General features: G+C 62.6%; 26 protein-coding genes. 10 read left to right on the top strand and 16 right to left on the bottom strand.

Features of this window, described 5'->3' with window-relative positions:
* Nucleotides 1-5: 5 nt before the first annotated feature.
* Complete coding sequence (locus tag O8W32_03305; protein ID WII09864.1) at nt 6-1,460, top strand: RtcB family protein; 1,455 nt, start codon at nt 6-8, stop codon at nt 1,458-1,460.
* Here the strand turns inward: O8W32_03305 and O8W32_03310 are convergent, their stop codons facing one another.
* Both O8W32_03310 and O8W32_03315 read right to left on the bottom strand, forming a co-directional pair.
* Nucleotides 1,461-2,777: an HD domain-containing protein gene (locus O8W32_03310; protein WII09865.1), complete on the bottom strand. Its 1,317-nt coding sequence runs from the start codon at nt 2,775-2,777 to the stop codon at nt 1,461-1,463.
* A complete protein-coding gene (locus O8W32_03315) occupies nt 2,774-3,265 on the bottom strand; it encodes an RNA-binding protein (protein WII09866.1) in 492 nt (163 codons plus the stop codon). The genes O8W32_03310 and O8W32_03315 overlap by 4 nt, the downstream gene beginning before the upstream one ends.
* Nucleotides 3,266-3,362: 97 nt before the next feature.
* Here O8W32_03315 and O8W32_03320 point away from each other — a divergent pair, with 97 nt between their 5' ends.
* Nucleotides 3,363-4,082 (top strand): hypothetical protein, encoded by a 720-nt coding sequence (locus O8W32_03320; GenBank protein ID WII09867.1) that lies wholly within the window; start codon nt 3,363-3,365, stop codon nt 4,080-4,082.
* A gap of 57 nt (nt 4,083-4,139) precedes the next feature.
* Here the strand turns inward: O8W32_03320 and O8W32_03325 are convergent, their stop codons facing one another.
* Nucleotides 4,140-4,736, bottom strand: coding sequence for a flavodoxin family protein (locus O8W32_03325; protein WII09868.1), 597 nt, complete (start codon nt 4,734-4,736; stop codon nt 4,140-4,142).
* Entirely contained in the window at nt 4,733-5,149 is a 417-nt protein-coding gene (locus O8W32_03330) for a glyoxalase (GenBank protein WII09869.1), read from the bottom strand. The genes O8W32_03325 and O8W32_03330 overlap by 4 nt, the downstream gene beginning before the upstream one ends.
* Nucleotides 5,150-5,278: 129 nt before the next feature.
* On the opposite strand from O8W32_03330, the gene O8W32_03335 reads away from it, so the two are divergent.
* Together O8W32_03335 and O8W32_03340 are read left to right on the top strand one after the other, a co-directional pair.
* Nucleotides 5,279-6,187, top strand: a complete 909-nt coding sequence (locus tag O8W32_03335; GenBank protein ID WII09870.1) for an Mrp/NBP35 family ATP-binding protein — start codon at nt 5,279-5,281, stop codon at nt 6,185-6,187.
* Nucleotides 6,184-6,564: a hypothetical protein gene (locus O8W32_03340; GenBank protein WII09871.1), complete on the top strand. Its 381-nt coding sequence runs from the start codon at nt 6,184-6,186 to the stop codon at nt 6,562-6,564. Before O8W32_03335 ends, O8W32_03340 begins: the two co-directional genes overlap by 4 nt.
* On the opposite strand, the gene O8W32_03345 is transcribed toward O8W32_03340, so the two are convergent.
* The 6 genes from O8W32_03345 to O8W32_03370 form a co-directional block, all read right to left on the bottom strand.
* The gene (locus O8W32_03345; protein ID WII10040.1) at nt 6,536-7,159 is read right to left on the bottom strand and encodes a radical SAM protein; all 624 of its coding nucleotides are present in this window, start codon (nt 7,157-7,159) and stop codon (nt 6,536-6,538) included. The two genes, O8W32_03340 and O8W32_03345, sit on opposite strands and share 29 nt — an antisense overlap.
* 5 nt (nt 7,160-7,164) lie before the next feature.
* Nucleotides 7,165-7,851 (bottom strand): 7-cyano-7-deazaguanine synthase QueC, encoded by a 687-nt coding sequence (queC, locus tag O8W32_03350; protein WII09872.1) that lies wholly within the window; start codon nt 7,849-7,851, stop codon nt 7,165-7,167.
* Complete coding sequence (locus O8W32_03355; protein ID WII09873.1) at nt 7,851-8,327, bottom strand: 6-pyruvoyl tetrahydropterin synthase family protein; 477 nt, start codon at nt 8,325-8,327, stop codon at nt 7,851-7,853. The genes queC and O8W32_03355 overlap by 1 nt, the downstream gene beginning before the upstream one ends.
* Nucleotides 8,324-9,073: a methanogenesis marker protein Mmp4/MtxX gene (gene mtxX / locus O8W32_03360; GenBank protein WII09874.1), complete on the bottom strand. Its 750-nt coding sequence runs from the start codon at nt 9,071-9,073 to the stop codon at nt 8,324-8,326. The genes O8W32_03355 and mtxX overlap by 4 nt, the downstream gene beginning before the upstream one ends.
* A 138-nt stretch (nt 9,074-9,211) precedes the next feature.
* Entirely contained in the window at nt 9,212-10,198 is a 987-nt protein-coding gene (gene dph2 / locus O8W32_03365; GenBank protein ID WII09875.1) for a diphthamide biosynthesis enzyme Dph2, read from the bottom strand.
* Nucleotides 10,198-10,719, bottom strand: coding sequence for a 50S ribosomal protein L16 (locus O8W32_03370; protein ID WII09876.1), 522 nt, complete (start codon nt 10,717-10,719; stop codon nt 10,198-10,200). The genes dph2 and O8W32_03370 overlap by 1 nt, the downstream gene beginning before the upstream one ends.
* A 289-nt stretch (nt 10,720-11,008) precedes the next feature.
* Between O8W32_03370 and O8W32_03375 the strand changes: the two genes are divergently transcribed.
* Genes O8W32_03375 through serS form a run of 3 tightly spaced genes read left to right on the top strand, consistent with a single transcriptional unit; the run spans nt 11,009 to nt 12,951 of the window.
* The gene (locus O8W32_03375) at nt 11,009-11,401 is read left to right on the top strand and encodes a ribonuclease P protein component 4 (GenBank protein ID WII09877.1); all 393 of its coding nucleotides are present in this window, start codon (nt 11,009-11,011) and stop codon (nt 11,399-11,401) included.
* A complete protein-coding gene (locus O8W32_03380) occupies nt 11,355-11,651 on the top strand; it encodes a YhbY family RNA-binding protein (protein ID WII09878.1) in 297 nt (98 codons plus the stop codon). Before O8W32_03375 ends, O8W32_03380 begins: the two co-directional genes overlap by 47 nt.
* Nucleotides 11,652-11,661: 10 nt before the next feature.
* Nucleotides 11,662-12,951 carry a serine--tRNA ligase gene (gene serS / locus O8W32_03385; protein ID WII09879.1) on the top strand — a complete coding sequence of 430 codons (1,290 nt, stop codon included), beginning with the start codon at nt 11,662-11,664 and terminating at the stop codon, nt 12,949-12,951.
* Nucleotides 12,952-12,977: 26 nt separating this feature from the next.
* Here serS and O8W32_03390 read toward each other — a convergent pair whose 3' ends face one another.
* The 3 genes from O8W32_03390 to O8W32_03400 are packed head-to-tail and all read right to left on the bottom strand — an operon-like array spanning nt 12,978 to nt 15,486.
* Nucleotides 12,978-14,015: a tRNA-dihydrouridine synthase gene (locus O8W32_03390; protein WII09880.1), complete on the bottom strand. Its 1,038-nt coding sequence runs from the start codon at nt 14,013-14,015 to the stop codon at nt 12,978-12,980.
* Nucleotides 14,012-15,160: an HD domain-containing protein gene (locus O8W32_03395; protein ID WII09881.1), complete on the bottom strand. Its 1,149-nt coding sequence runs from the start codon at nt 15,158-15,160 to the stop codon at nt 14,012-14,014. Before O8W32_03395 ends, O8W32_03390 begins: the two co-directional genes overlap by 4 nt.
* Nucleotides 15,157-15,486, bottom strand: a complete 330-nt coding sequence (locus O8W32_03400) for a hypothetical protein (protein WII09882.1) — start codon at nt 15,484-15,486, stop codon at nt 15,157-15,159. Before O8W32_03400 ends, O8W32_03395 begins: the two co-directional genes overlap by 4 nt.
* A 129-nt stretch (nt 15,487-15,615) precedes the next feature.
* On the opposite strand from O8W32_03400, the gene O8W32_03405 reads away from it, so the two are divergent.
* From O8W32_03405 to mvk, 3 genes are read left to right on the top strand one after another with little or no spacing between them, the layout of a single operon-like run.
* Nucleotides 15,616-16,767, top strand: coding sequence for a pyridoxal phosphate-dependent aminotransferase (locus O8W32_03405; protein WII09883.1), 1,152 nt, complete (start codon nt 15,616-15,618; stop codon nt 16,765-16,767).
* Complete coding sequence (locus tag O8W32_03410; protein ID WII09884.1) at nt 16,764-17,288, top strand: hypothetical protein; 525 nt, start codon at nt 16,764-16,766, stop codon at nt 17,286-17,288. The genes O8W32_03405 and O8W32_03410 overlap by 4 nt, the downstream gene beginning before the upstream one ends.
* The gene (mvk, locus tag O8W32_03415) at nt 17,285-18,298 is read left to right on the top strand and encodes a mevalonate kinase (GenBank protein WII09885.1); all 1,014 of its coding nucleotides are present in this window, start codon (nt 17,285-17,287) and stop codon (nt 18,296-18,298) included. Before O8W32_03410 ends, mvk begins: the two co-directional genes overlap by 4 nt.
* Before the next feature lie 55 nt (nt 18,299-18,353).
* Here mvk and O8W32_03420 read toward each other — a convergent pair whose 3' ends face one another.
* Genes O8W32_03420 through O8W32_03430 form a run of 3 tightly spaced genes read right to left on the bottom strand, consistent with a single transcriptional unit; the run spans nt 18,354 to nt 21,369 of the window.
* Nucleotides 18,354-19,550, bottom strand: a complete 1,197-nt coding sequence (locus tag O8W32_03420; protein WII09886.1) for an NAD(P)/FAD-dependent oxidoreductase — start codon at nt 19,548-19,550, stop codon at nt 18,354-18,356.
* Nucleotides 19,547-19,720 carry a 4Fe-4S binding protein gene (locus tag O8W32_03425; protein ID WII09887.1) on the bottom strand — a complete coding sequence of 58 codons (174 nt, stop codon included), beginning with the start codon at nt 19,718-19,720 and terminating at the stop codon, nt 19,547-19,549. The genes O8W32_03420 and O8W32_03425 overlap by 4 nt, the downstream gene beginning before the upstream one ends.
* 5 nt (nt 19,721-19,725) lie before the next feature.
* A complete protein-coding gene (locus O8W32_03430; GenBank protein ID WII09888.1) occupies nt 19,726-21,369 on the bottom strand; it encodes a radical SAM protein in 1,644 nt (547 codons plus the stop codon).
* Nucleotides 21,370-21,413: the final 44 nt, after the last annotated feature.

The following is a 21,413-nucleotide window of genomic DNA, read 5'->3' on the forward strand; positions in this document are numbered from 1 at the left end:
GGCACATGGGAACCGAGTGGAAAGGCAAGATCGAGAAGGTCGATGAGCACAGGTGGAGGATCCCCAAAGAGGAGTTCCCCTGGATGAGGACGGACGCCGTCCTCTATTCGAACGACCGCCTCATATCGACGGCGCTCGGGGACAATTCGCCACAGCAGGCGGCCAACGTCGCCGCCCTGCCCGGGATCGTCGGGAACTCCATGGCCATGCCCGACATGCATTGGGGATACGGATTCCCCATCGGCGGAGTCGCCGCGGTAGACGCCTACGAAGGCAGCATCTCCCCCGGAGGGATCGGGTTCGACATAAACTGCGGGGTGCGCCTCATCAAGACCGACCTCACCCTGGAGGACATCGGCGACGTCAAGCCCCTGATGGACGAGCTCTACCGGAACATACCCTCGGGGCTCGGCTCCAAAGGGCTCACCAGGATCACCGACAGGGACCTCTCGGACATACTCGAATCGGGATCGGAATGGGCCGTCGAGAACGGCTACGGCTGGGAAAGCGACCTGGACGTCACCGAGGAGAAGGGCTGCATGAAGGACGCCGACCCGGCCGGGGTCAGCGACAGGGCCCGCAAGCGCGGGCTCTCGGAGCTCGGCTCGATCGGCTCCGGCAACCATTTCCTCGAACTGGATGTGGTCGACGACGTGTTCGACGAGGCCACCGCCAAAGCGTACGGCCTGAAGAAGGGCTGCGTGACTATCACCGTCCACTGCGGCTCGCGCGGACTGGGACATCAGATAGCCACCGAGTACGTGCAGAAGATGGAGCGCTACATGAAGGCGTCCGGAGTGCAGCTCCCCGACCGCCAGCTGGCCTGCGCCCCGCTGTCGTCCTCCCTCGGCGCGGAGTACTACCGCGCCATGTGCTGCGGCGCCAACTACGCATGGGCCAACAGGCAGATGATCACCTCGTGGGCCAGGGAGTCCTTCGAGAAGATCCTGGGGGATTCGGCCGAGAGCATGGGGATGGAGGTCGTCTACGATGTGGCGCACAACATCGCCAAGATGGAGGCGCACACCTCCGACGGCAGCAGGCGTGACGTGCTCGTGCACAGGAAGGGCGCCACCCGCGCGTTCGCCCCCGGCAGGCCGGAGATAACCCAGAAATACCGCGACTTCGGGCAGCCCGTCCTCATACCCGGGGACATGTCCACCGGCACCTACGTGCTCGCCGGCAGGAAGGGCGCCATGGAGCAGACCTTCGGATCGACCTGCCACGGCGCCGGGAGGCAGATGTCCAGGAAGACGGCCGTGGAGCAGCTGAACATCGCCGACATCAGGAGGAGGATGGCCGATGAGGGGATATACCTCAGGTCGGCCTCCGACGACGGCGTCCTCGAGGAGGCGCCTCAGGCCTACAAGAACGTCAGCGACGTCATCGAGGTGGTCTGCGGGGCCGGCCTGACGGCCAAGGTCGCGAAGCTCACCCCGATAGGGGTCGTGAAGGGCTGATCAGAGACCCAGCACCTTGGAGGCCGCCTTGGCCACGGCCTCCTTCCTCCCCTCGGGGCAGGCGACCTGCACCGTCCATCCGTAGGGCTCCCTGGACTGGAGGGCCTTCGCGATCGCGGAGGTCCTGGTGAGGGACCTGACCTTCCCGTCCGGGTCCACGATGGAGACATCGGTCTTCCCGATCTTCACCTGGGTCTTCATGACGGACGGGGGCGCGCTGATGACAGCGACCTCCGATGCGTCGATCCCCGCCCTGTCGGCGATGGCCTTCTCGAGGTCCAGGCGCTCCCTGAACCCGGAATAGCGTCCCAGCAGCGCGATCAGGTCGTCCCCGGTGTCCTGCTCCGAGACCGTCAGCGCCCTCTTGTAGAACCTGCGCCCGAGGATGCTCCTCATGAGCTTGGAAGGGACGCCGCCGTACGAGATCAGCGCCTGGGTCATGTCGGAGTCATCCCATAGGTAGATGTCCGAGAGGTCGAGGTCCTCGGCCGCGCAGACCGCTTTGACGACCATCCTCTCGATGATCTTCGCAGTCGGATGGAAGTAGACGGAAGAATACATCAGGGCGCGGGACACCATCAGCCCCTCTGCGGCCGGGGCCCCGTTCCTGGATATGCATATCCTGTCGTTGACCACCCTCATGGTGGTGAGGAGGCGGTCCAGGTCTATCTTGCCCATGACCACCCCTGTGTAATGGGCGTCGCGGAGGAGATAGTCCATCTGGTCCGCGTCCACCGGGCCGTGTATGATCTGGTGGATGTAATCCTTGGACGGGAAATGGTCCACCGGGCCGTCGAACCTCATCATGTCCAGGTCGCGCTCGGTGCTCTCCGGGAACGCTATGAGGTCGCAGACCTCCTGCGCGTCGATGCCGGCATCCTCCAGGATGCTGCCGATGGGCTCCGATCCCCCACAGATGTCCCCGTCGCGGTCCAGGTAGTACTTCCCCCTGCCGGTGATGAGGTTCCTCGCGAGCTCCATGTGGTCGAGCCCCGTGGCCTCCTCCATGACCCCTTCCAGGGTATGGGAGAACGGCGAATGGCAGATGTCATGCATGAGGGCGGCGGTCCTGACCGCGTCCGAGTCCTCTCCGGACAGCCCCAGCGCGTCCGACATCCTGCAGGCGATATGATAAGTCCCGAGGCAGTGCTCGAAACGGGTGTGGTTGGCCCCGGGGAAGACATAATACCCCAGGCCGAGCTGCCTGACCCCCCTCAGCCTCTGCATCTCGCGGCGGTCGAGGATATCCAGGCATATCCCGTCCACGTTCACGGCCCCGTGCACGGGGTCATAGACCGTCTTCACCTTCCCGTTCACTCGCCTGCCTTCCAGAGCTTGTCGCCGACGTAGGCGAGGGATTTGACCGCTTTTCCGGGCTTCTTCGCCGCCAGGTCCGCTCCGGACCTGAGCGCCACCCCGATGGCCAGGGGCATCTTGTTCTTCGAATCGCGGATCCAGACGCAGTCGCCCTCGGCGATGCCGGGATCGCATTCCACGATGCCGGGGCCCATGCAGTCGGCGCCGTTGGTGATGAACGGCACCGCGCCCATGTCCACTGTCACATATTTCTTGACAGGCTTGTACCTGATCACACCTCTCACGGTCAGGAAGGGCTTCCCTTCGTATACTATTCCCAGGATGTCGTTGCCGACGAACAGGAGATCGAAGTCCGTGCTCTCGGCGCGGTCGACCGGCTCCCCTTCGCTGAAAACCGGGACCCCCAGAGCAGCCTCGATCTCGTCTGCGAAGGCCTTGACCTCTTTGTTCCTGAGCCTCTTCCTCTTGCGGATCCTGATATCGGCCATATGATGCCCCATATCCGCCCACGCAATAGTATGTTTCGGTCCTCCGGCCCGCGTGCGCCGTCATGCTAATAATCGGGCACACGATACACCGTGCTACATGGGAATCAACATAGCACTCTGCGAGACCGAGGCTGAGAAGGCGCCCTGCCGCAGCCTCAAGTTGGAAGTACGCCGCGCCAGGACCGATGCCGCGGGGTTCGACGATTACATGATCTATGAGGAGAAAGTCTCCCTCGATGATGCCAGGAACGTGTTCCCGGACTTCGAAGGGTTCCTCAAGAGGAACAGGATCAACGCCGAGACGGACGCCGTCTACATGGACAAGGTCAAGAAGGACGAGGACCGCGAGGCCCTCGCGAAGTACGTGAAGAAGACGGCGACCGGATGGATCGACCTCACCCGCATGGACGCGGCCACCAGAGAGAAGGCGCTGAAGGCCGCCGGACCCGACGACCGCACCACCGCCTGGGACGACCTGGACTTCGATTCGATGAACAAGATGTGCTCCGAGTGCCCGCTCTCCTGGGACAAGGGGCGCGGATGCATGGGGACCTTCGGGCCCGCCACCAGCAAGCTCCCCGAGATCGCCCGCAAGTACGGATGCCCCATCATCGGAGCGACCTTCGAGAACGCCGCCGCGATGAAGAAGCTGACCCCCGAGGATGCGAAGGCCGTCCTCAAGGAGGTCGAGGTCCTGAAGCCCGCCCTCGAGAAGGAAGGGAAGATGGCCGTCCACAGGTACATGGGGCCCCTGGAGAGGATCGAGGCCGCGGCCAAGGTCTCCTCCGAGTACAACTGCAGGTTCTATTTCTTCTGAAAAAACCGCGGGGAGAACGGGCAGGCCGGGACAGGGCCGTCCGTCCCCCGATTTTCATTACCGGCACTGACTTCGCTGCAGCCCGGCGTTCCGCTCCATGAGCCGGGACATATTGGCGGCGAGGCTCTTGAGTCCCTTCATGGCGGCCTCGTCCTTCTCATAGCCGGGCGAGTCCAGGGCCCTGAACAGGGGCAGGGGGAACGCGCCGGCCACCGAGACCTCGTTCCTGAGGAGCCAGAACGTCAGATGGCCGTATGCCAGCTCCCCGCCTTCGTGGGCGCAGACCGTGACGACGCCGCCCACTTTCCCCCTGAGCCCGTGGTCGCCCACCGAGAGGCACAGGTCGGCCCTCTCGAGGAACGCCTGCATGTTGGACGGGACCGACCCGCCGTAAGCGGGAGCAGCGAGGATGATACCGTCGGCGGACCTCATCTCGTCGAGGATGTCGTTCATGTCGTCGTCCTCTATGATGCACCTCCCGTCCCCGCGCATCTCGCAGGTGCGGCAGTCGTTGCACAGACCCAGTTCGTTATCGTACACGGTTATCTGCTCGGTCTCGATCCCGGCCCTCTCGAACTCGTCAGACAGCGCGATGCAGATGTTGCTGGTGTTCCCGATCAGACGGGAGCTTCCGTTCAGTATGACTACTTTCATTCAAGTTCCTCCGGTTTCTTCACGGGCGCATCCGTCTCGATGGCGTACAGGATGTTACCGTCGGTATCGAAGAACGAGGTGGCCACTCCCATAGGCAGACGCTTGGGGTCGAGCTTGAAGCTCACGCCCTCGTCGATCAGCCTGCGGTGCAGGTTGTAGGGGCTGTCCACGCCGATGAATATCCCGGTGTCGATCCCGATCTTCTCAGACCGGAATATGCGGATTATGCAGGAGCCGCGCCTGACCACACACTCGTTCCCGCCCGCGTACACCGTGTCCATCATCAGTATGTCCCTGTAGAACCCCAGCGCCCTTCCGGGATCGGCGGACGGCACCGAGACCATGAAGACGCTCTCCGGGAGCCCCTCGGTCGTATACTCGAAATTCCCTCCTCCGGGATCGCCTATGGGCATGGCTGGCGGTATCCGCGAGCAGATAGACAAAACCTGCGGTATGGAAGCGGGCATGCCGGCGTGCGGCCTTCCGGCACCCGCACAAAACCCTATATCGTCATCTGGGGATTACGGGACGAGAGGTAAGAAATGTCAGCACCAGTGTTAAGCGCCGAGGATATCGAGGACCAGACGAAACTACAGAACACCCTGTCGAGGATCAAGCACGTCGTCATCGTGATCTCCGGCAAAGGAGGAGTGGGCAAGTCCACCGTCTCCTCGAACCTTGCCGAGGCGCTCACCATGGACGGGTACAGCGTCGGCATCCTGGATGTCGACATCACCGGGCCCAACATCCCCAAGATGTTCCACGTCGAGGACCAGAGGCTGACGGTCGAGAACGAGAAGCTCGTCCCCGTTCAGGTCCCCCCTGCGCTCAAGCTCGTCTCCATGGCCTTCCTGCTCCCCAGCCAGGACGATGCCGTCATGTGGAGGGGCCCCGTCAAGATGGGTGCCGTCAGGCAGCTCCTCGAGGATGTCGAGTGGGGAGACCTCGATTACCTTGTGATCGATATGCCCCCCGGGACCGGAGACGAGGCCCTGTCCATCGTCCAGCTGATCCCCAAGGCGGACGGATGCGTCGTCGTCACCACCCCCCAGGACGTGGCCCTCCTCGACTCCAGGAAGTCCGTGACCTTCGCAAGGCAGACCGGCATCCCCGTGATCGGCATCATCGAGAACATGAGCGGGTTCGTCTGCCCCCACTGCGGGCAGACGGTGGACATCTTCAAATCCGGAGGCGGCGAGAACACCGCCAAAGACATGAACGTCAGGTTCCTCGGCAGGGTCCCGATCGAGCAGGGCGTCATGGCTGCCGGGGACAACGGCATGCCCATCGTCGTCGCCGACCCGTCCTGCGCTTCCGCCAAAGCGTTCATGTCGATCGCCTCGGAGGTCGAGCACATAGTCGAGAAGGAACCTGAGTACCTCCGCGCCCAGCACGAGGCCTTCGAGAGGGCGCAGAAGGAAGCCCAGGAGAAGGCAGGGCGGCAGCAGTGAAGATCGGCGTCCTCACCGAGGGGGACGGCCTGAATTCTCTGGTGGCAGAGGATTTCGGCCGCGCCCCCTTCTTCCTCATCGTCGACGGCGACACCCTCGATTACCAAGTGATCGAGAACGAGTTCGCCAACGGCGACGGGCCGGGCTATAAAGTGGCCAAGGCGATTGCCGACCTGAAGCCCGATCACGTCATCTGCGGCGGGATCGGCACCCACGGCCTGAAGATCCTCGAGGATGCCGGCATCCGTGTCTGGTACGATTACGACGACACGGCTGAGAACTGCATCGGCACGGTCAAAGACCGTCTGGCACTCGAGAAGAAGTTCGAAGGGAAGCAGCGAAGGGGGCTCAGACCCCCTTCCTGTCCCCCCATATGATCTTGTGGAGCTGGGGCAGGACCCTGACGTCGAGACGGTCGGCGACGACCCTTTCGGCGATATCCTTCAGTCCGATGCCCCCGACCGGGCTGAATATGACATTGGCCTCGGTCGGATGCTTCCTTATGAAAGCGACAGCGTAATCGTAGTCGCGCCCGTCGGCGATGACGAACTTGAGCTGGTCCTTGGATCCGAGATGTGCCAGATTGTCTAGGTCCATCCTGTCCTGCATGCCGGACGACGGGCATTTGATGTCCATGCTTATGATGAGGTTCCGGGAATCCGGCAGGCCGGCGATGCTCACCGACCCGTTGGTCTCGAGGACCAGGACCTTCCCGGCGGACACCATCGCTGATATGAGCTCTTTTGCATCATACTGCAGTAGCGGCTCGCCCCCGGTCAGGCAGACCGACCTCACATCGCCGATGAGCGCCATTATCTCCGGGACGGACATCTGGGACTTCGCATCCGACGGCTCGAGCGCGTAACCTGTGTCGCACCATGAGCAGCGGAGGTTGCAGCCGGCCGCCCTGATGAAATAGGTCAGGCGGCCCATCTGCAGGCCCTCGCCCTGGATCGAGAGGAAGGTCTCCACTATCTTCAATTCCCGGCGCCGTCCTCGTAGGGGATCTCGTCGCGGTAGCCGGCCGCCCTGAAGCCCTCGAGCCTCAGGCGGCAGGAATCGCAGTGCCCGCATGCTTTCTCCCCGCCGTTGTAGCAGGACCATGTGAGCTCCAGGGGGGCTCCGAGCTTCTTGCCAAGGCGGACGATGTCCGCTTTGGAGAGGTAGAGCAGGGGAGTCATGATCTTGACCGCATGCCCCTCGACCCCGGCCTTGGTGCCCTTCTCGAGCATCTTCTGGTAGGCCTCGAAGAAATCAGGACGGTCGTCGGGATATCCGGAGTAATCGACGGCGTTGGCGCCCAGGTACACGTATTCGGCGTCGATGCTCTCAGCCAGACCGGCGGCGACGCTCATGAAGACGATGTTCCTGGCCGGGACATAAGTTATCGGGATGTCCTCGTCGAGCTTCCCCTCCCTGTCCATCGGGACGTCGATGTCCTTCCTGGTCAGGGCAGACCTGAACGACGAGAGGTTCAGGTCGATGACCACATGAGCGACGTTGTAGTGCCTGCAGACCTTCTCGGCCGAATCGAGCTCCTTGGTGTGCCTCTGCCCATAGCGGAAGCTCAGCGCGGTGCACTCGCACCCGTCCGCAAGCGCCTGGGCGAGGGTGGTGGTGGAGTCGAGCCCGCCGGACAGCAGCACGACTGCCTTCTTGGACATCAGAACCTCACCTCGTACCAGGCGGTCTGCCCGCGTTCCTCGTCGAGGCCCACGGCCAGAGACCTGATGTTCGCCGGGATCTGGATCTCGCGGACCATCTTCTCCGTCATCATCTTGGACATCTCCTCGGCGGTCGTGGTCGGGACCGGCAGCATGCGGACGTCCATCTTCGGGAACATGTACCTCTTCCCGTTGCATTCGACATGCACATCCTCCCCGTCCTCGGTGATATGAACCTCCTTTGACTGCGCAGGAAGGAGCACAGCGTGGTCCATGGCGTCGACCATCTCCTTCAGCTTCTTCTTGAGGATGACGAAGTCCATCACCATCCCGTTCTCATCTATATCCCCCTCGAGCCTGAGGTGGACGATGTAGCTGTGGCCGTGCAGCCGGGAGCACTTCTCATGCCTGGGTATGAAGTGGCAGGCGGAGAACCTGATGCCGGAGTACCCTCCGTCAATCTCGATGGAGCTCATTGCCTCAGCCCCGCAAGCTTCATGGCCAGGACCAGGGAGTCGGAGAAGTCGGTCTTCACGCGAGAGGTGTCTACGAACACTTTGTCGCTGTTGAGGACCGGGGCCCCGAGGGCGCGCATGTTGCCGATGAAGTGCATCGCCCTGAAGAGGAGGTTCCCGGAGATCCCTTCGGGAGCGATGATGATGTCGGCCTCTTCCACGGCATCCTCGATGAGGATCTGCGCCTCGTAGGCGTCGTAACCGGCCTTCACCAGCCTCTTGACGACCTCCATCGAGTCGGCGATGGTCTTGTCGACCGCGTCGTTCCTGCCGATGTCGTCCGAACGGCCGCCGGACATGACGGCTATCCGCTGGGTGCTGAACCCCAGTTTCTTGGCCAGGGCCGCGCCCTTCTCGGCCATCTCGACCTTGTCCTCGACGGTCCATCCCTCGTCTATGCCCACAGGGGCCATGAGGAACAGCCTCCCGCGGTACTCCATGAGGACGATCCTCTGGAGATCGTCGACCCCCAGCGCCTTCTTCACATGGGGCAGGAGGACAGCGGAGGACATATCCCCGCGGACGGCCGCGTCGATCTTCCCGTCGGCCAGGTCCCTGGCCAGTTTCTCCGGGTCGGTGTAGATGGAGATATTGGGATTGTCCATCACGCGGACGCTCGTCTCAACGAACTTCGATTCCGGAGCGCGGCCGATCCCCACCTTCACATCGGGGAGGTCGCCTGCGAGAAATTCATCAGACTTTACCATGAAAGACCCATGCTCGCCATCGTTAATAAATTTATAATTCCCGGGAGCGCGGCGCGGCATTAACCCAGAACACCGGGCCGGCGGCCTTCCGAAACTCCGGTCCGGGCAATGCCGGACACAGCATCGCGGCGGACGGGATCAGCAGATCGTGTCGAACCGGTAGTCGCTCCAATCCCTGAGCCCCAACACGATCTCCGCCTCGGTCACGGTCAGCATCGGCTTGGGATACCTGGCCTGGTCGTCCATGGCCACCCGGGGACAGGCGGTGCTCACGAAAGCGTCGACCCTGTACGGGAGAAGGGCCTGGGGGGAGATCTCGTCCGTCGCCAGCATCACGACGTCCTTGCCGGCGTCCCGCAGGAGCCCGGCGATCCTGTCCGCTTCGGAGCGGCGGTTCTGGCCGACCTTCCCGCAGACGATCACCATGAAGGCCTGAGCCGATCTGGCACTTTCGATGGCGGCGAACCTCCGGCGGAGGATGCGGTCCTTCTGATCTTCGACCGAACGGGCCTCTCCGGTCACCGGGTTGAGGACCGTCATCTTCTTCTTCAGCCCGAACGCGGCCGCAAGGGGATGGAAATCGCCTTCGCCGATGAACAGGAAACCGTCGGTCTCATCTTCGGCAGCAACGGCCGCGGAGCAGTCGCATCCCAGGACCTGGCCCGGATAGCAGAGCCTGCCGTCCCCCTTCCCGATGACAGCGGTCTTGCCGGCCTTCTCCAGGATCTCCTTCGCCCTCGGGAGGAGGTGTATGTACTGGACGGAGGCGAGGAGTCCCACCCTGCCGGGAAGGTCCGGGAGGATCTTCTCCAGAGGCCCGTCGATGTCCACATCGGCCCTGGCCTCGATGTAGAGGACGTCCGGGTCCTGCGGAAGGTTCGGTATCGGAGAGTGCCCGAAATGGACGAGCGCCTGAGCGAACCTGCGGAAATCGGTGAAGAGATCGCATGCGCCGTAGCACGGATATCCCAGAACAACGGGGACCGCACCTGTATCTTTGAAAATCCTGTCGGAGAGCTCTGCGGCGCGGACCTTGAGCCCTTCCGGAAGCTGGAGGGCGACAGAGGAGTATCCCCTGCCGCGGATCCAGCTTTCGATGTTATCGATCTGGAGATCGAACAGCATCAGTGGATGAGTTCCTGCCCTTTCTCGACGTCGATGTAGCAGGAAGTGGGGAGTTTCATGGAGGCCCTCCAGAGGGCATCCTTGACCTGAGGGACCTTGTCAGCCGTGGTGTAGACGGTGTAGACAGCCTGGTCCATCTCGACACGCGCGGCGGTGCCGACGGTCTTACCGAAGGCGCGGCGCATTCCGCTGGACACACGGTCCGCTCCTGCTCCGGTAGCGAGCTTGTTCTCGCGGAGGACGACGTGGGGGTAGACCCTGACTTTGAAGTGGTAGTCGGTGGGACCGAGCTTGCCGAGGACCCTGTTGGCGGCGACACGGCCCGCCTCGATGGCGGTGTGCCTGATCTGCACGCGGGCTTTCACTTTGAGGGAGAGCTTTACGGGGAACTCGTCTTCCCTGGTGAGGTCTCCCATGTCGAACTGGCTGATCCTGACCGCCGGAACTCCGCCCATGTACTCGCGACGAGTATAGGCCATTCCGGTAATCCTCCTGTACATCGATGCTGGCTTTCTTACCATGATACCACCTGAAGGTAGCGAACGGAGCGAGTATCCCCGTTCCGTATTTAATCCCTTGGTAGGGATAACTGAGCCTTCCGATATGGCCAAACAATATAAGGGTTCGCATCGGCCGGCCGGTCCGGGCACTCTAGGACATGAGTACCGGCGGCCCGAGGGGGAATCCCGGATGTGCCAGTATCCCGTACGGCATATGAACCTGACCCGTCTCTCCGTCCCTGTGGGCGGCGGAACATCCCTTTCGGAGCAATGCTTTATATCGGAATCATGGTTGGAGAGCCCGTTCGGTATGGCAAAGCACCCCGCCCGCTCGGCCGTCAGGTACATCGGAATGAGAAGGTCCGCCAGATTGGCGGAGCTGTCCGCCGAGGCCGTCCGCGAGGGCAGGGAGGACCGCGCAATACGCTATGTGAGCCTGGCCAGGGCCGTCTGCGGGAAGTCCCAGACGCCCATGCCCGAGGGCTTCGCGTACTGCAGGGAGTGCCTCCTGCCGCTGCTGCCGGGCGTGAACTGCACCGTGAGGCTGACAGGCGGCAAAGTGGTTTCCGCCTGCCCCAGGTGCGGGACGGTCCGCAGGATGCCGTACATCAGGGAACAGAAAGAGGCCCGTTTCGAAAGGACGGGGAGGCATCAGAATGACGGAGAGGGAAGCGAAGAAGGAGTTAATCAGGCGCAGCGTTGACATCGACCCGACCGTCCGCATCGGGAAGGACGGGGTCACCGAGAGCATCGGGGCGGAGATCGTCGCCCAGCTCAAGAAGAAGCGCCTGATCAAGGTCAAGGTGCTGGGGAACTGCGAGGAGGACGCGGACGCCGTGGCCGCCAAGCTCGAGGAGCTCACCCAGGGCGTGGCCGTGGATGTGCGCGGAGGGGTCATCGTCATGACCGACAAACGTACCTGGACCTCGCTGTGCCAGAAGAAGAACGATTGAAGGAAGACAAATGCTGGACATCAACATCATCAGGGAGAACCCCGAGAAGATCAGGGACATGCTGAAGAAGAGGAACAAGACCACTGAGAGACTCGACAAACTGCTCGAGGCCGACAAGGAGTGGAAGTCCCTCACCAACGAGAACAACGACCTCCGCAAGACCAGGAACGCCGTCTCGAAGGAGATCAGCAAGATGCCGGCGGGCGCCGAGAAGGATGCCAAGATCACCGAGATGCGCGCGGTCGGCGACAAGATCGCCGCCAACGACAAGCGCATGGCGGAGCTCGAGGAGATCAGGACCGACTGCCTCCTGAACATACCCAACATCCCCGCGGACGACGTCCCCATTGGGAAGGACGACACCGAGAACGTCGAGATCAAGGTCTGGGGAGAGAAGAGGAAGTTCGACTTCAAGCCCAAGACCCACTCTGAGCTGATGCTCGATCTCGATATGGTCGATTTCGAGAGGGCCGCCAAGATTACCGGCTCTGGGTTCTACGTGCTCAAGGGCGACGGCGCCAGGCTCGAGAGGGCACTCATCAGCTTCTTCCTGGACACCCACCGCAAACAGGGCTACAAGGAGGTCTTCACCCCCGTCATCGTCAACACTGCCGCCGTCACCGGCACCGGCCAGTACCCCAACCTCAAGGACGACATGTACCACCTGGAGAAGGACGACATGTGGCTCAACCCCACCGCCGAGGTCCCTGTGACCAACCTCCTCCAGAACGACATCCTGTCAAAAGAGGACCTGCCGGTGAAGCTCACCGCCTACCTCCCCTCCTTCCGCAGGGAGGTCGGTAAGCACGCCGATACCGCCGGGATCATCCGCGTCCACGAGTTCAACAAGGTGGAGATGGTCAGGTTCGAGGAACCCTCCAAGTCCTGGGCGGCCCTCGAGGAGATGAGGGGCGACGCCGAGGAGCTCCTGCAGAAGCTCGGACTGCCCTACCACGTCCTCCTCCTGTGCACCGGGGACCAGAGCTTCTCCTGCGCCAAATGCTACGACCTCGAGGTATGGGCCCCCGGAGAGGAGAGGTACCTCGAGTGCTCCTCGTGCTCCAACGACCTGGACTTCCAGGCCCGCCGCGCGAAGATCAAGTACAGGCCCGAGCAGCACCTCAAGTCCGAGTTCGTCCACACCTTGAACGGCTCCGGGCTCGCCCTCCCCAGGACCATGGTGGCCATCCTCGAGAACTACCAGAACGCCGACGGGTCCGTCACCATCCCCGAGGTGCTCAGGCCCTACATGGGCGGGCAGGAGAAGATCGTCCCGCCCGAGAAGAAGAAGACGTTCTGACCGCCAAACCGTTTACCGGCCTTCCTTCATTCCCCCGGCCCGTCGGGGCCGGGCTCCGGCATCCCGCCGGAACCGCCGGGCCTTATCCTCTCGCCGCCCATGGTATCCTCGAGCTCCCCGAGGATCCTCAGCATCTCGCCGACATCGGCGGAGCAGGCGAGCTCCTTCCTGTACATGCGGCACCCGTGTATCCCGGCAGCGAAGCGCGGGACGTAGCTGCGGAGCCTCATGAACCCTTCCTCCGGCCCCTTCTCATCCAGCACCATGCCGATGAGCTGCCTGCACCAGGCGGCCTGCTGGGACACCGTCGGGCAGGGGAGGACCTCTCCTGTCCGGAAATAACGGTCTATCTGGGTCACCAGGAACGGGTTCCCCACGCCGCCCCTCGCGACCATCACGCCCCGGGCGCACGAGGTCCTCACCGCTTTCACCGCGTCGGCGAGCGTGTATATGCTCCCGGAGACCACCAAAGGGACGGACATCTCCTTCCCGAGGCCGGCGATCTCATCCCAGTGCGGATCGCCGGTGTACCTCTCCTCCCTGGTGCGGGCATGCAGCGCGATGCAGTCGACATCCGCCGCCTCCAATTCGGAGATCACCTCGGGATAGTTCTCGGACGAAGCGGATTGGCCCAGGCGTATCTTGGCGGTGACCGGGACGCCCACCGCCCTCTTCACGGCGCGCACGACCGCCCCGCAGTTTGCCGGGTCCTTCATCATCACTGCACCCGACAGGCTCCTGGCTATCTTGTTCACCGGGCATCCCATGTTGATGTCGATGAAATCTATGTCTGGGTCATAATCCAGGGCCGCGGAGGCCGCCTTCGCCACCGTCTCCGGGTCGGACCCGAACAGCTGGACCCCCGACGGGCGCGCATCCGACCCGATGTACTCCCAGGACCTGTCGGTGCCGCGGATGAGGCCCATCGCAGAGACCATCTCCGACACGTCCGCGGCCACCCCGAACGGCTTCATGAAGCGGCGGTAGGCCCTCGATGTGTAACCCGACATAGGTGCCAGGATGACCCTGCCGTCTATCTCCAGCCCGCCGATCCTCCAGGTCAAATATCCATCTTCCTGAAATCTTCGAGTATCCGGCCAGCACCGATGCTCTCCTCGTAGCCGGGAGCGGAGAGCTTGGCCCCTATCTCCTCCACGCCTTCGCGCAGGGAACGGGAGGTCACGCCGTAGCGTATCGACACGAGGGCCTCGACCCATGCCCCCAGGAGGTCGCACGCCTTGACCCTCCTGCCGTCGCGCACCGGATCCGACGAGACTGTGAAGGGGTCGCAGGCGAAGAACTCCAGCTCGGACCTCCACCCTTCCGGGATCAGGGGCATGATGCGGGAGTTCATGAGCTCGCCCTCGATGCCGTCCAGCAGCTGCGGGAGGCCGCTGACCCTGGTCTTCACGGGGGTGATGACGTCCTTCGTGAGGACCTCCGGCAGGTCGTGGAACAGCCCGGTGAAGAAGTCGCAGTACACCTGCTCGGCGGACGCCCCGGCATCGCGGTCCGCCAGGTACGCGCAGTCGGCGACCAGGAGGGAGTGGCCCAGGACCGTGGTCTTGGGTATCCTGGGGGTCCTCGCCCACCTCTGCTGGAACCTCAGCTGGCCGATGATGTTCACGAAATGCCAGAGCTTCGAATCCGGGGACATCATCTCCCTTACCCCGGCCAGGTCCCGGTGCTGGAGGACCTGCCGGTCGATCTCGTCCTTGGTGTCCTCTATGCCGTAGACCGAGCGGTTCGCGTCGTAGATGGTGATGAACTCCCAGCGAGTCGCCAGATAATGGGCGGCGCGGATGATGGCATCCTCTTTGGTGTCCTTCGGCGACCCCAGGTACCCGCGGAAGCTTTCCGTGAACCCATCCGGCATGCCGCCGACGCGCTTCGAGAACTCCGCCAGGACATATTCGCTGACCTCTCCGGCCTTCTCCTCCTCGATCCGGTGGAATATCTGCGGCTTCAGGTCGGTCAGGGCCACCCTCTGGATGAAGGAGAAGAGGCAGCGCTCGATGAGGGCCGGCCAATCGACCCTGTTCCCGACGTCCTCCTCGCACTTCCCCAGGATCCATGCGATGGCCGCCTTGTGGGCCTGCTTGTCCAGCTCGGTGAGGTCCAGCGTGCGGAGGTGGTCGTTCCACCTGTGCATGTTCGAGGCATCGAACATGTAGTAGACCATGGCGGCGTTCAGCGCTTTCTGGGTCATCTGCCCTCCGTCAGATCCTCGATGGCCGCGCCGTTATATGCCTTGTATTCTCCGGTGAGGTCTATGAGGAACCCGTCGTCGGGGAAGCGGGACAGCTCCGCGGAGATCGCGCGGTCATTTTCATAGTCCTCGATAGCGGCCCTGTTCCTCCTGGAGCATATCTCGAAAGCCGCGATGCCGGCAACGATCATGATGTATCCGGGGACCATGAGCGCTCCCGGGACCGGCCCGTCGGACAGGCCGGTGCTGTCGAGCATGGCGAGCACCGAAACGACGATGCCTGCCGCCAGCAGGACCAGAGATACCTCCGGGAGTCCGAACTTCATGTTTTCGGTAACACACGGACGATGTTATAAAGGTACCATTGGGAGCCCTCGGGACACCGCACGGCATCCGACGCTGCCTCCCGCGCCCGCGCGTCCGAGATATATAGGGGCTTCCTCATATGCCCGGTTATGAACAGAGGCATGAAAGTCTCGGACAGGCTCCAGTCCGTTCCGATGTCGGGGATCAGGAAGATGTTCGATCTGGCAGGGCCCGGGTCCATCAACCTCGGGCTCGGAGAGCCTGACCTCGACCCGCCGAAGGAGGCTGTGGAGGGCATGAACGCGGCCGCGCTCGCGGGGAAGAACAAGTACTCCCCGACGGCCGGCATCCCGGAGCTCAGGAAGGCCGTGGCCGAGCGTTATTCCATGTACGCCGGCGGCCTGGGAGCGGAGAACGTCATCATCACCCCGAGCGGCTCCACGGCCCTCCTCGAAGTGTCCCAGTCGTTCGTGGACCCCGGGGACGAGGTCTTGGTCCCGTCGCCCGGCTTCGTCATCTACGGCCCCCACGCGAAGCTCGCCGGCGGGAAGGCCGTCGAGTACCGGCTGACCGAGGGCGACTTCCAGCCGGACACCGACGATATCCAGTCCAAGATAACCCCGAGCACCAAGATGATCGTGGTCACCAACCCGTCCAACCCGACCGGCGCCGTCCTGACCGAAGAGACCAGGAACGCCCTCGCCGACATCGCCGCGGACAAGGATGTCATGATCCTCTCCGACGAAGTCTACGAACCGTTCATCTACGAAGGGAAGCACCAGTCGTTCCTCCCTTACCTGGACCGCGCGGTCGTCGTCGGAGGGTTCTCTAAGATGATGGCCGTCACCGGATGGAGGCTGGGGTTCGTCATTTCGGGCCCTAAGCAGACTGACGCCCTCATCAAAATGCAGTACCATGTCTGCGCCAGCCCGGGGATGCCGGCCATGTACGGCGTCCTGAACGCCCTCCCGCACATCGACCCCTACCTGGACAATGCCAGGAAGATTTACAGGGCAAGGAGGGACCTCATCACCAAGAGGCTCAACGAAGTGCCGGGGTTCAGCATCCTGCCGCCCAAGGGCGCGTTCTATGCCTTCCCCTCCTACGACATGGACATGAAATCGGCAGACCTGGCCGCCGAACTGGTGAAGGCCGGGCTCATCTGCACCCCCGGCTCCGCGTTCGGGACCTACGGCGAGGGGCATCTCAGGTTCTCCTACGCCGCCAGCGAGGAGAAGATCTCCAAGGGGATGGACATACTCGAAAGCACCGTCAGGCGCATCAGGAGGGAAAGCGCATGAACGGCGACGACCCGAACGCGCACCTCTTCGGGGACGATTTCCCCGAGGAAGGTTCTGAGAAGGCGGATGAGGCCCAGGAGTTCGTCTACGGGAAAAACGGGAACAGGGTCAGCGCGATGAACGACCTCTGGTTCGAGAACCTGTCGAAGCAGGTGGAGGCCATGGAACTCCCCGACACCAAGGCGAAGATGCAGATGGTGTTCAAGCTGACCGCGCAGGCGGTCCTCGACATGTTCGCCGACTCCCAGCCTCCGGAATCCGCGCCTGACACGTTCTCGGACTTCGACATCTTCATGGGCGTGGCGCTCACGAACATGGAGTACGGGGTCAACCTGTTCGCGGAGCAGCAGAAGGCCCTGCAGGCGGTTGACCCCTCCAAGTTCAAGGACGACGAGGAGTACACCCGCGCGCTGTCGGACCTCGAGGACGCCTGGTGGGACATCCCGCAGCCTCTCCTGGGCGGCAGGAACCCCAACGACGCGATAAAAGAGACCCTCGCCAAGTACGGGCTGAACCGATGACGTACGTTTCGGCTTCGGCCCCCGGGAAGTTCGTCATCCTGGGGGAGCATTCGGTCGTCTACGGCAAGCCTGCGATATCCGTCGCCATGAACATGCGCTTCAGCATCCGCGTCAAGAGGAGCGACAGGTACATGGTCAACAACCAGCCGGCGGCGCCCTACAACATGAGCCCCCACATGAGGTACATCTCGGACAAGATAGGGACTTCCCCAGTGTCGATCTACGTCGACGGCAGGGTGCCCTCGGGCTCCGGCCTAGGATCCTCGGCGGCGCTGTCCAACGCCTACGCGGCGGCTATCAGCTGCCTGGAGGGGCTGCCCACCGACGAGGAGTCCATAGCCAGGCTCGCCTATGAGGCGGAGTACGCCGCGCAGGGCAGGGGCAGCCCGATGGACACCTCGGCCTCCGCTCACGGCCATGCGATAGCCCTCAACGTCCCCTACGACGATGAGGACTTCCTCTGGCACATCGACAACGGAGAGAGGTCCTGGGACATATCCAAGATAGACGTCCCCGAGATGCACTTCGTCATCGGCAACACCGGGATCAAAGCAGCCACCGGCCCCCTGGTGGAGAAGGTGAGGGAGTACACCGAGAGCAGCAGGTTCGCCTCGGAGATCATCGAGGAGCTCGGCGACGTCGCCCTGGACGGCATGAAGGCCATGAAGAACAACGACCTCGAGGAGCTCGGGGCCCTGATGACCTACGACCACCGCCTGCTGTCGATCCTCGGGGTATCCTGCAACGAACTGAACCACATGGTCGATGCCGTCCTCCCGTACTCCTACGGCGCCAAGCTGACCGGCTCGGGCGGAGGAGGGTGCATGGTAGCGCTCACCGACCGTCCGGACAAGGTCTCCAAGGAGATCCGCGCCCACGGCGGCACGCCTTATATCGTCAAGACCGGTGTCCCCGGCATCACCGTGAAGATGCGGGAAGGGGACGGCAGGAACAGGCGCCGCTGGAGGCAGAAGAAGAAGGGCGCTCCGACCGGCAAAAGCAAAGAGTGAGAAAGATACGGCCCCGGGGGGCCGGAAAAAAGGGGCCTTCCGGCCCCCGGTATTTTCAGATGAGGTCCTCGAACCCCTCGACGACCTTGGGGAACTTCTCCTTGATCGCCTTGAGAAGGTTCTCGACGTTGACATGCTCGATGTCGGCGTCCTTGATCAGCTTGACGACCTGGTTGATGGTCTCATCATCGAGCTCGGCGAGGCGCTCCTTGGCCATCCAGTCGCGGTAGAGGTTGTCCTCCATCCTGTCCCTGATCTTCTTGTCGTAGGGCTTCAGGGCGGCCGCGGAGTAATCTCCTTTCTTCTTGCACTCAGCGAGGACCTCTCCGGCGTACATCCCGGAGATGCAGGCATGGCCGATGCCGCCTCCCGTGATCGGGTCGATGAGCCTCGCGGAGTCTCCGACGAGCAGGACATTGTCAGCGGAGTAGCCTTTCTCCAGGCCGGGGCAAGTGGAATCGAACCCTCCGTCGATCTCGAGGATCTGGGCGTGCTTGAACCTGGGGTCCTCGGCGATGAACTTGTCGAGGAACTGCTTCGGGCGGACGCCGTTCTTGCAGAAGGTACCCATGATCCCGATGCCGACGTTGGCGACGCCGTCGCCCTTGGGGAAGATCCAGAGGTACCCTCCGGGAGCGACCTCGAGGCCGAGGCGGAACTCGCAGAACTCCATGCTGCAGTCGATCCCGGCCATCCTGTACTGGATGCACGGCTCGATGTCGTTCATCTTCAGGTTGGTATCGATGCCGCACCAGCGGCCGACCTGGGACTCCACGCCGTCAGCGCCGACGATGCAGTCGCAGTAAATGTCGAGAGGCTCGCCCATGGAGACGCAGTGCGCGCCGACGATCTTCCCGTCCTTCATTATGGGGCCGGTCATCCAGGTGCGCATCATGAGCTTAGCGCCCGCCTTGACGGCGAGCTTGGCGATGCCCTTGTCGAACAGGTGCCTCTCGAGGACGTATCCGACCTCGGCGCCGGCCTTGGTCTCATCCAGCTGGAACGAGGTCCCGTCCGGGGAGACGATGACCGCGCCTTTCATGTCGGCGCGTATCCACTCGGGCTCGGGCTTGATCCCGATCTCGGCGAACATCTTCTTGGAAACACCCTCGGCGCACCTGAGGGGCGCGCCGATCTCGGCCTTCTTCTCGATGAGTATGGTGTCGATGCCCTTCTCGGCGCAGGATTTGGCCGCCATTCCTCCGGCGGGCCCCGCTCCGACGACAAGCACCTCGCATTTCAGCTCCTTCATTCCTTCGCCTCCATGGACAGGGCCCCGACAGGGCAGAGCCTGACGCAGCGGCCGCAGCGGTTGCAGGCATCGCTGAACGTCAGCACGTAATCGCAGAGGAAGATAGCGTTCTGGGGGCAGCATCCGACGCATCCCCCGCAGTGCAGGCATTTGTTCGTATCAACCTTCATCCGATTCACTCCTTGTTCTCAGCCGGGGCCTCGTCCGGGTCCTTGGGCACGATCAGCGCCTCGGCGAGCTGCTTGGCCTCCTCCTTGTGCTTCTCCTTCCACTCGGCCAGAGGAACGGAGAACTTCTTCTCGGTCTCCACGCGCATCTCGATCCCGCTGTTGTAGGCGCAGAACGGGATGATCTTGCAGTCGGGAGTGACGTAGTGGATGGAGCACCTCCTTACCCTCTCGACATCGTAGTTGTAGGAGTCCTGGAAGTGCATGGCACCGACGTACATGGCCCCCCAGGAGAACTTGGCGAGGGCGGCCTTGGACTTCTTGCTCATGATGCTCACGAGGGCGTTGATGAGGTCGTTCTTGGTCATGCCCTCGGGCAGACCGGCCTCGTTGATGCAGTTGAGCAGGAGCTTCCTGACCTTCAGCACCGTGAGCTTCTTGAACGCCGCCGTCTCCGCCTTGTGCGATATCTCGTCCATGCCCTTCACGAACCTGTCGACATCGATCATCCTCGGCATGGGCATGACGTTGTCCTTGTCGTCGATGAAGAGGTAGGTCGCGAGCCCGCAGTGGGGGTGCGTCGGGAACGTGATCTTGTTCTGTCCCAGGATGATCGACGCGTAGTTCGAGATGCCGGCCACGGTGGGCACCGGGTACCAGTCGTCCATGGTGGTGAATCCAGTCTCGTCGTTGATCGCCTTGGCGACGTCGGTGAGGGTGATCCTGCCCTTGTCGACCTCCTCGTGGGTGACCCTTCCGGTGAACGCGACAGGCTGGTAGTTCACTCCTCTGACGACCTCCCTGTGCTTGATGGCGAACTTCAGTATGTCCCCGATCTCGTCGTCGTTCAGGCCGCGGACGGTGGTGACGACGAGGACGATGGACGGGCTGTGGCCGGTCTCCTCCCTCAGCTTCATGCAGTTGGCGATGACGCCCTCCTTGACCTTCATCATCCAGCGGCCGCGGGACCTCCTGTAGATGTCGTCGTTCAAGCCGTCGAACTGGAGGTAGATGGTGTTGAGCCCGGCCTGCGCGCAGGCCTTGAGCTTGTCGTAATGGTTGCAGAACTCGATGCCGTTGGTGGCGATCTGCACCTGGGCGAAGCCCCTCTCCTTGGCGGCCTTGATGACGTCGACCAGCCTGGGATAGACGGTGGGCTCTCCTCCGGAGAACTGGACCGCGGTGCATTTGATGGGCTCCTCGCTCCTGAGGGCGTCGAGCATCTTGCAGACGGTCTCGAAATCTGGCTCATACACATACCCGGCATCGTTCGCGTTGGCGAAGCAGATGGGGCATTTCATGTTGCACCTGTTGGTCAGGTCGATGTTGGCCAGGGCGGTGGGCGACATCATGTCGATGCGCTCCCCGTCGATGACGATGTGGACGTTCTCGCCGTCCTTGAGCGACTTGTCCATAGGGTTCCTGAGCCCCGTGCCGTCCTTCGCGTATTTCTCGGCCTGCAGGTATTTCTTGGCGTCGGACCAGTAAAGGTCGCAGAAGTGGCCGTGCTCCGGGCAGTCCTTCTCCATATAGACCTTCCCGTCCTTTTCGAAAACATTGGCCTCGAGCAGTTTGCCGCACTCGGGGCATATGGACTGCGTCTTCTTCGGCAGTCCGACGGCCGCCGAATAGGGCTTCACAGTTGCGCTCATGACGGTTGCATTTGTTTATTATTAAATAATATTCTCCGTCGATT

Source organism: Methanomassiliicoccales archaeon LGM-DZ1 (genome assembly GCA_030168595.1).
GTDB lineage: Archaea > Thermoplasmatota > Thermoplasmata > Methanomassiliicoccales > Methanomethylophilaceae > Methanomethylophilus.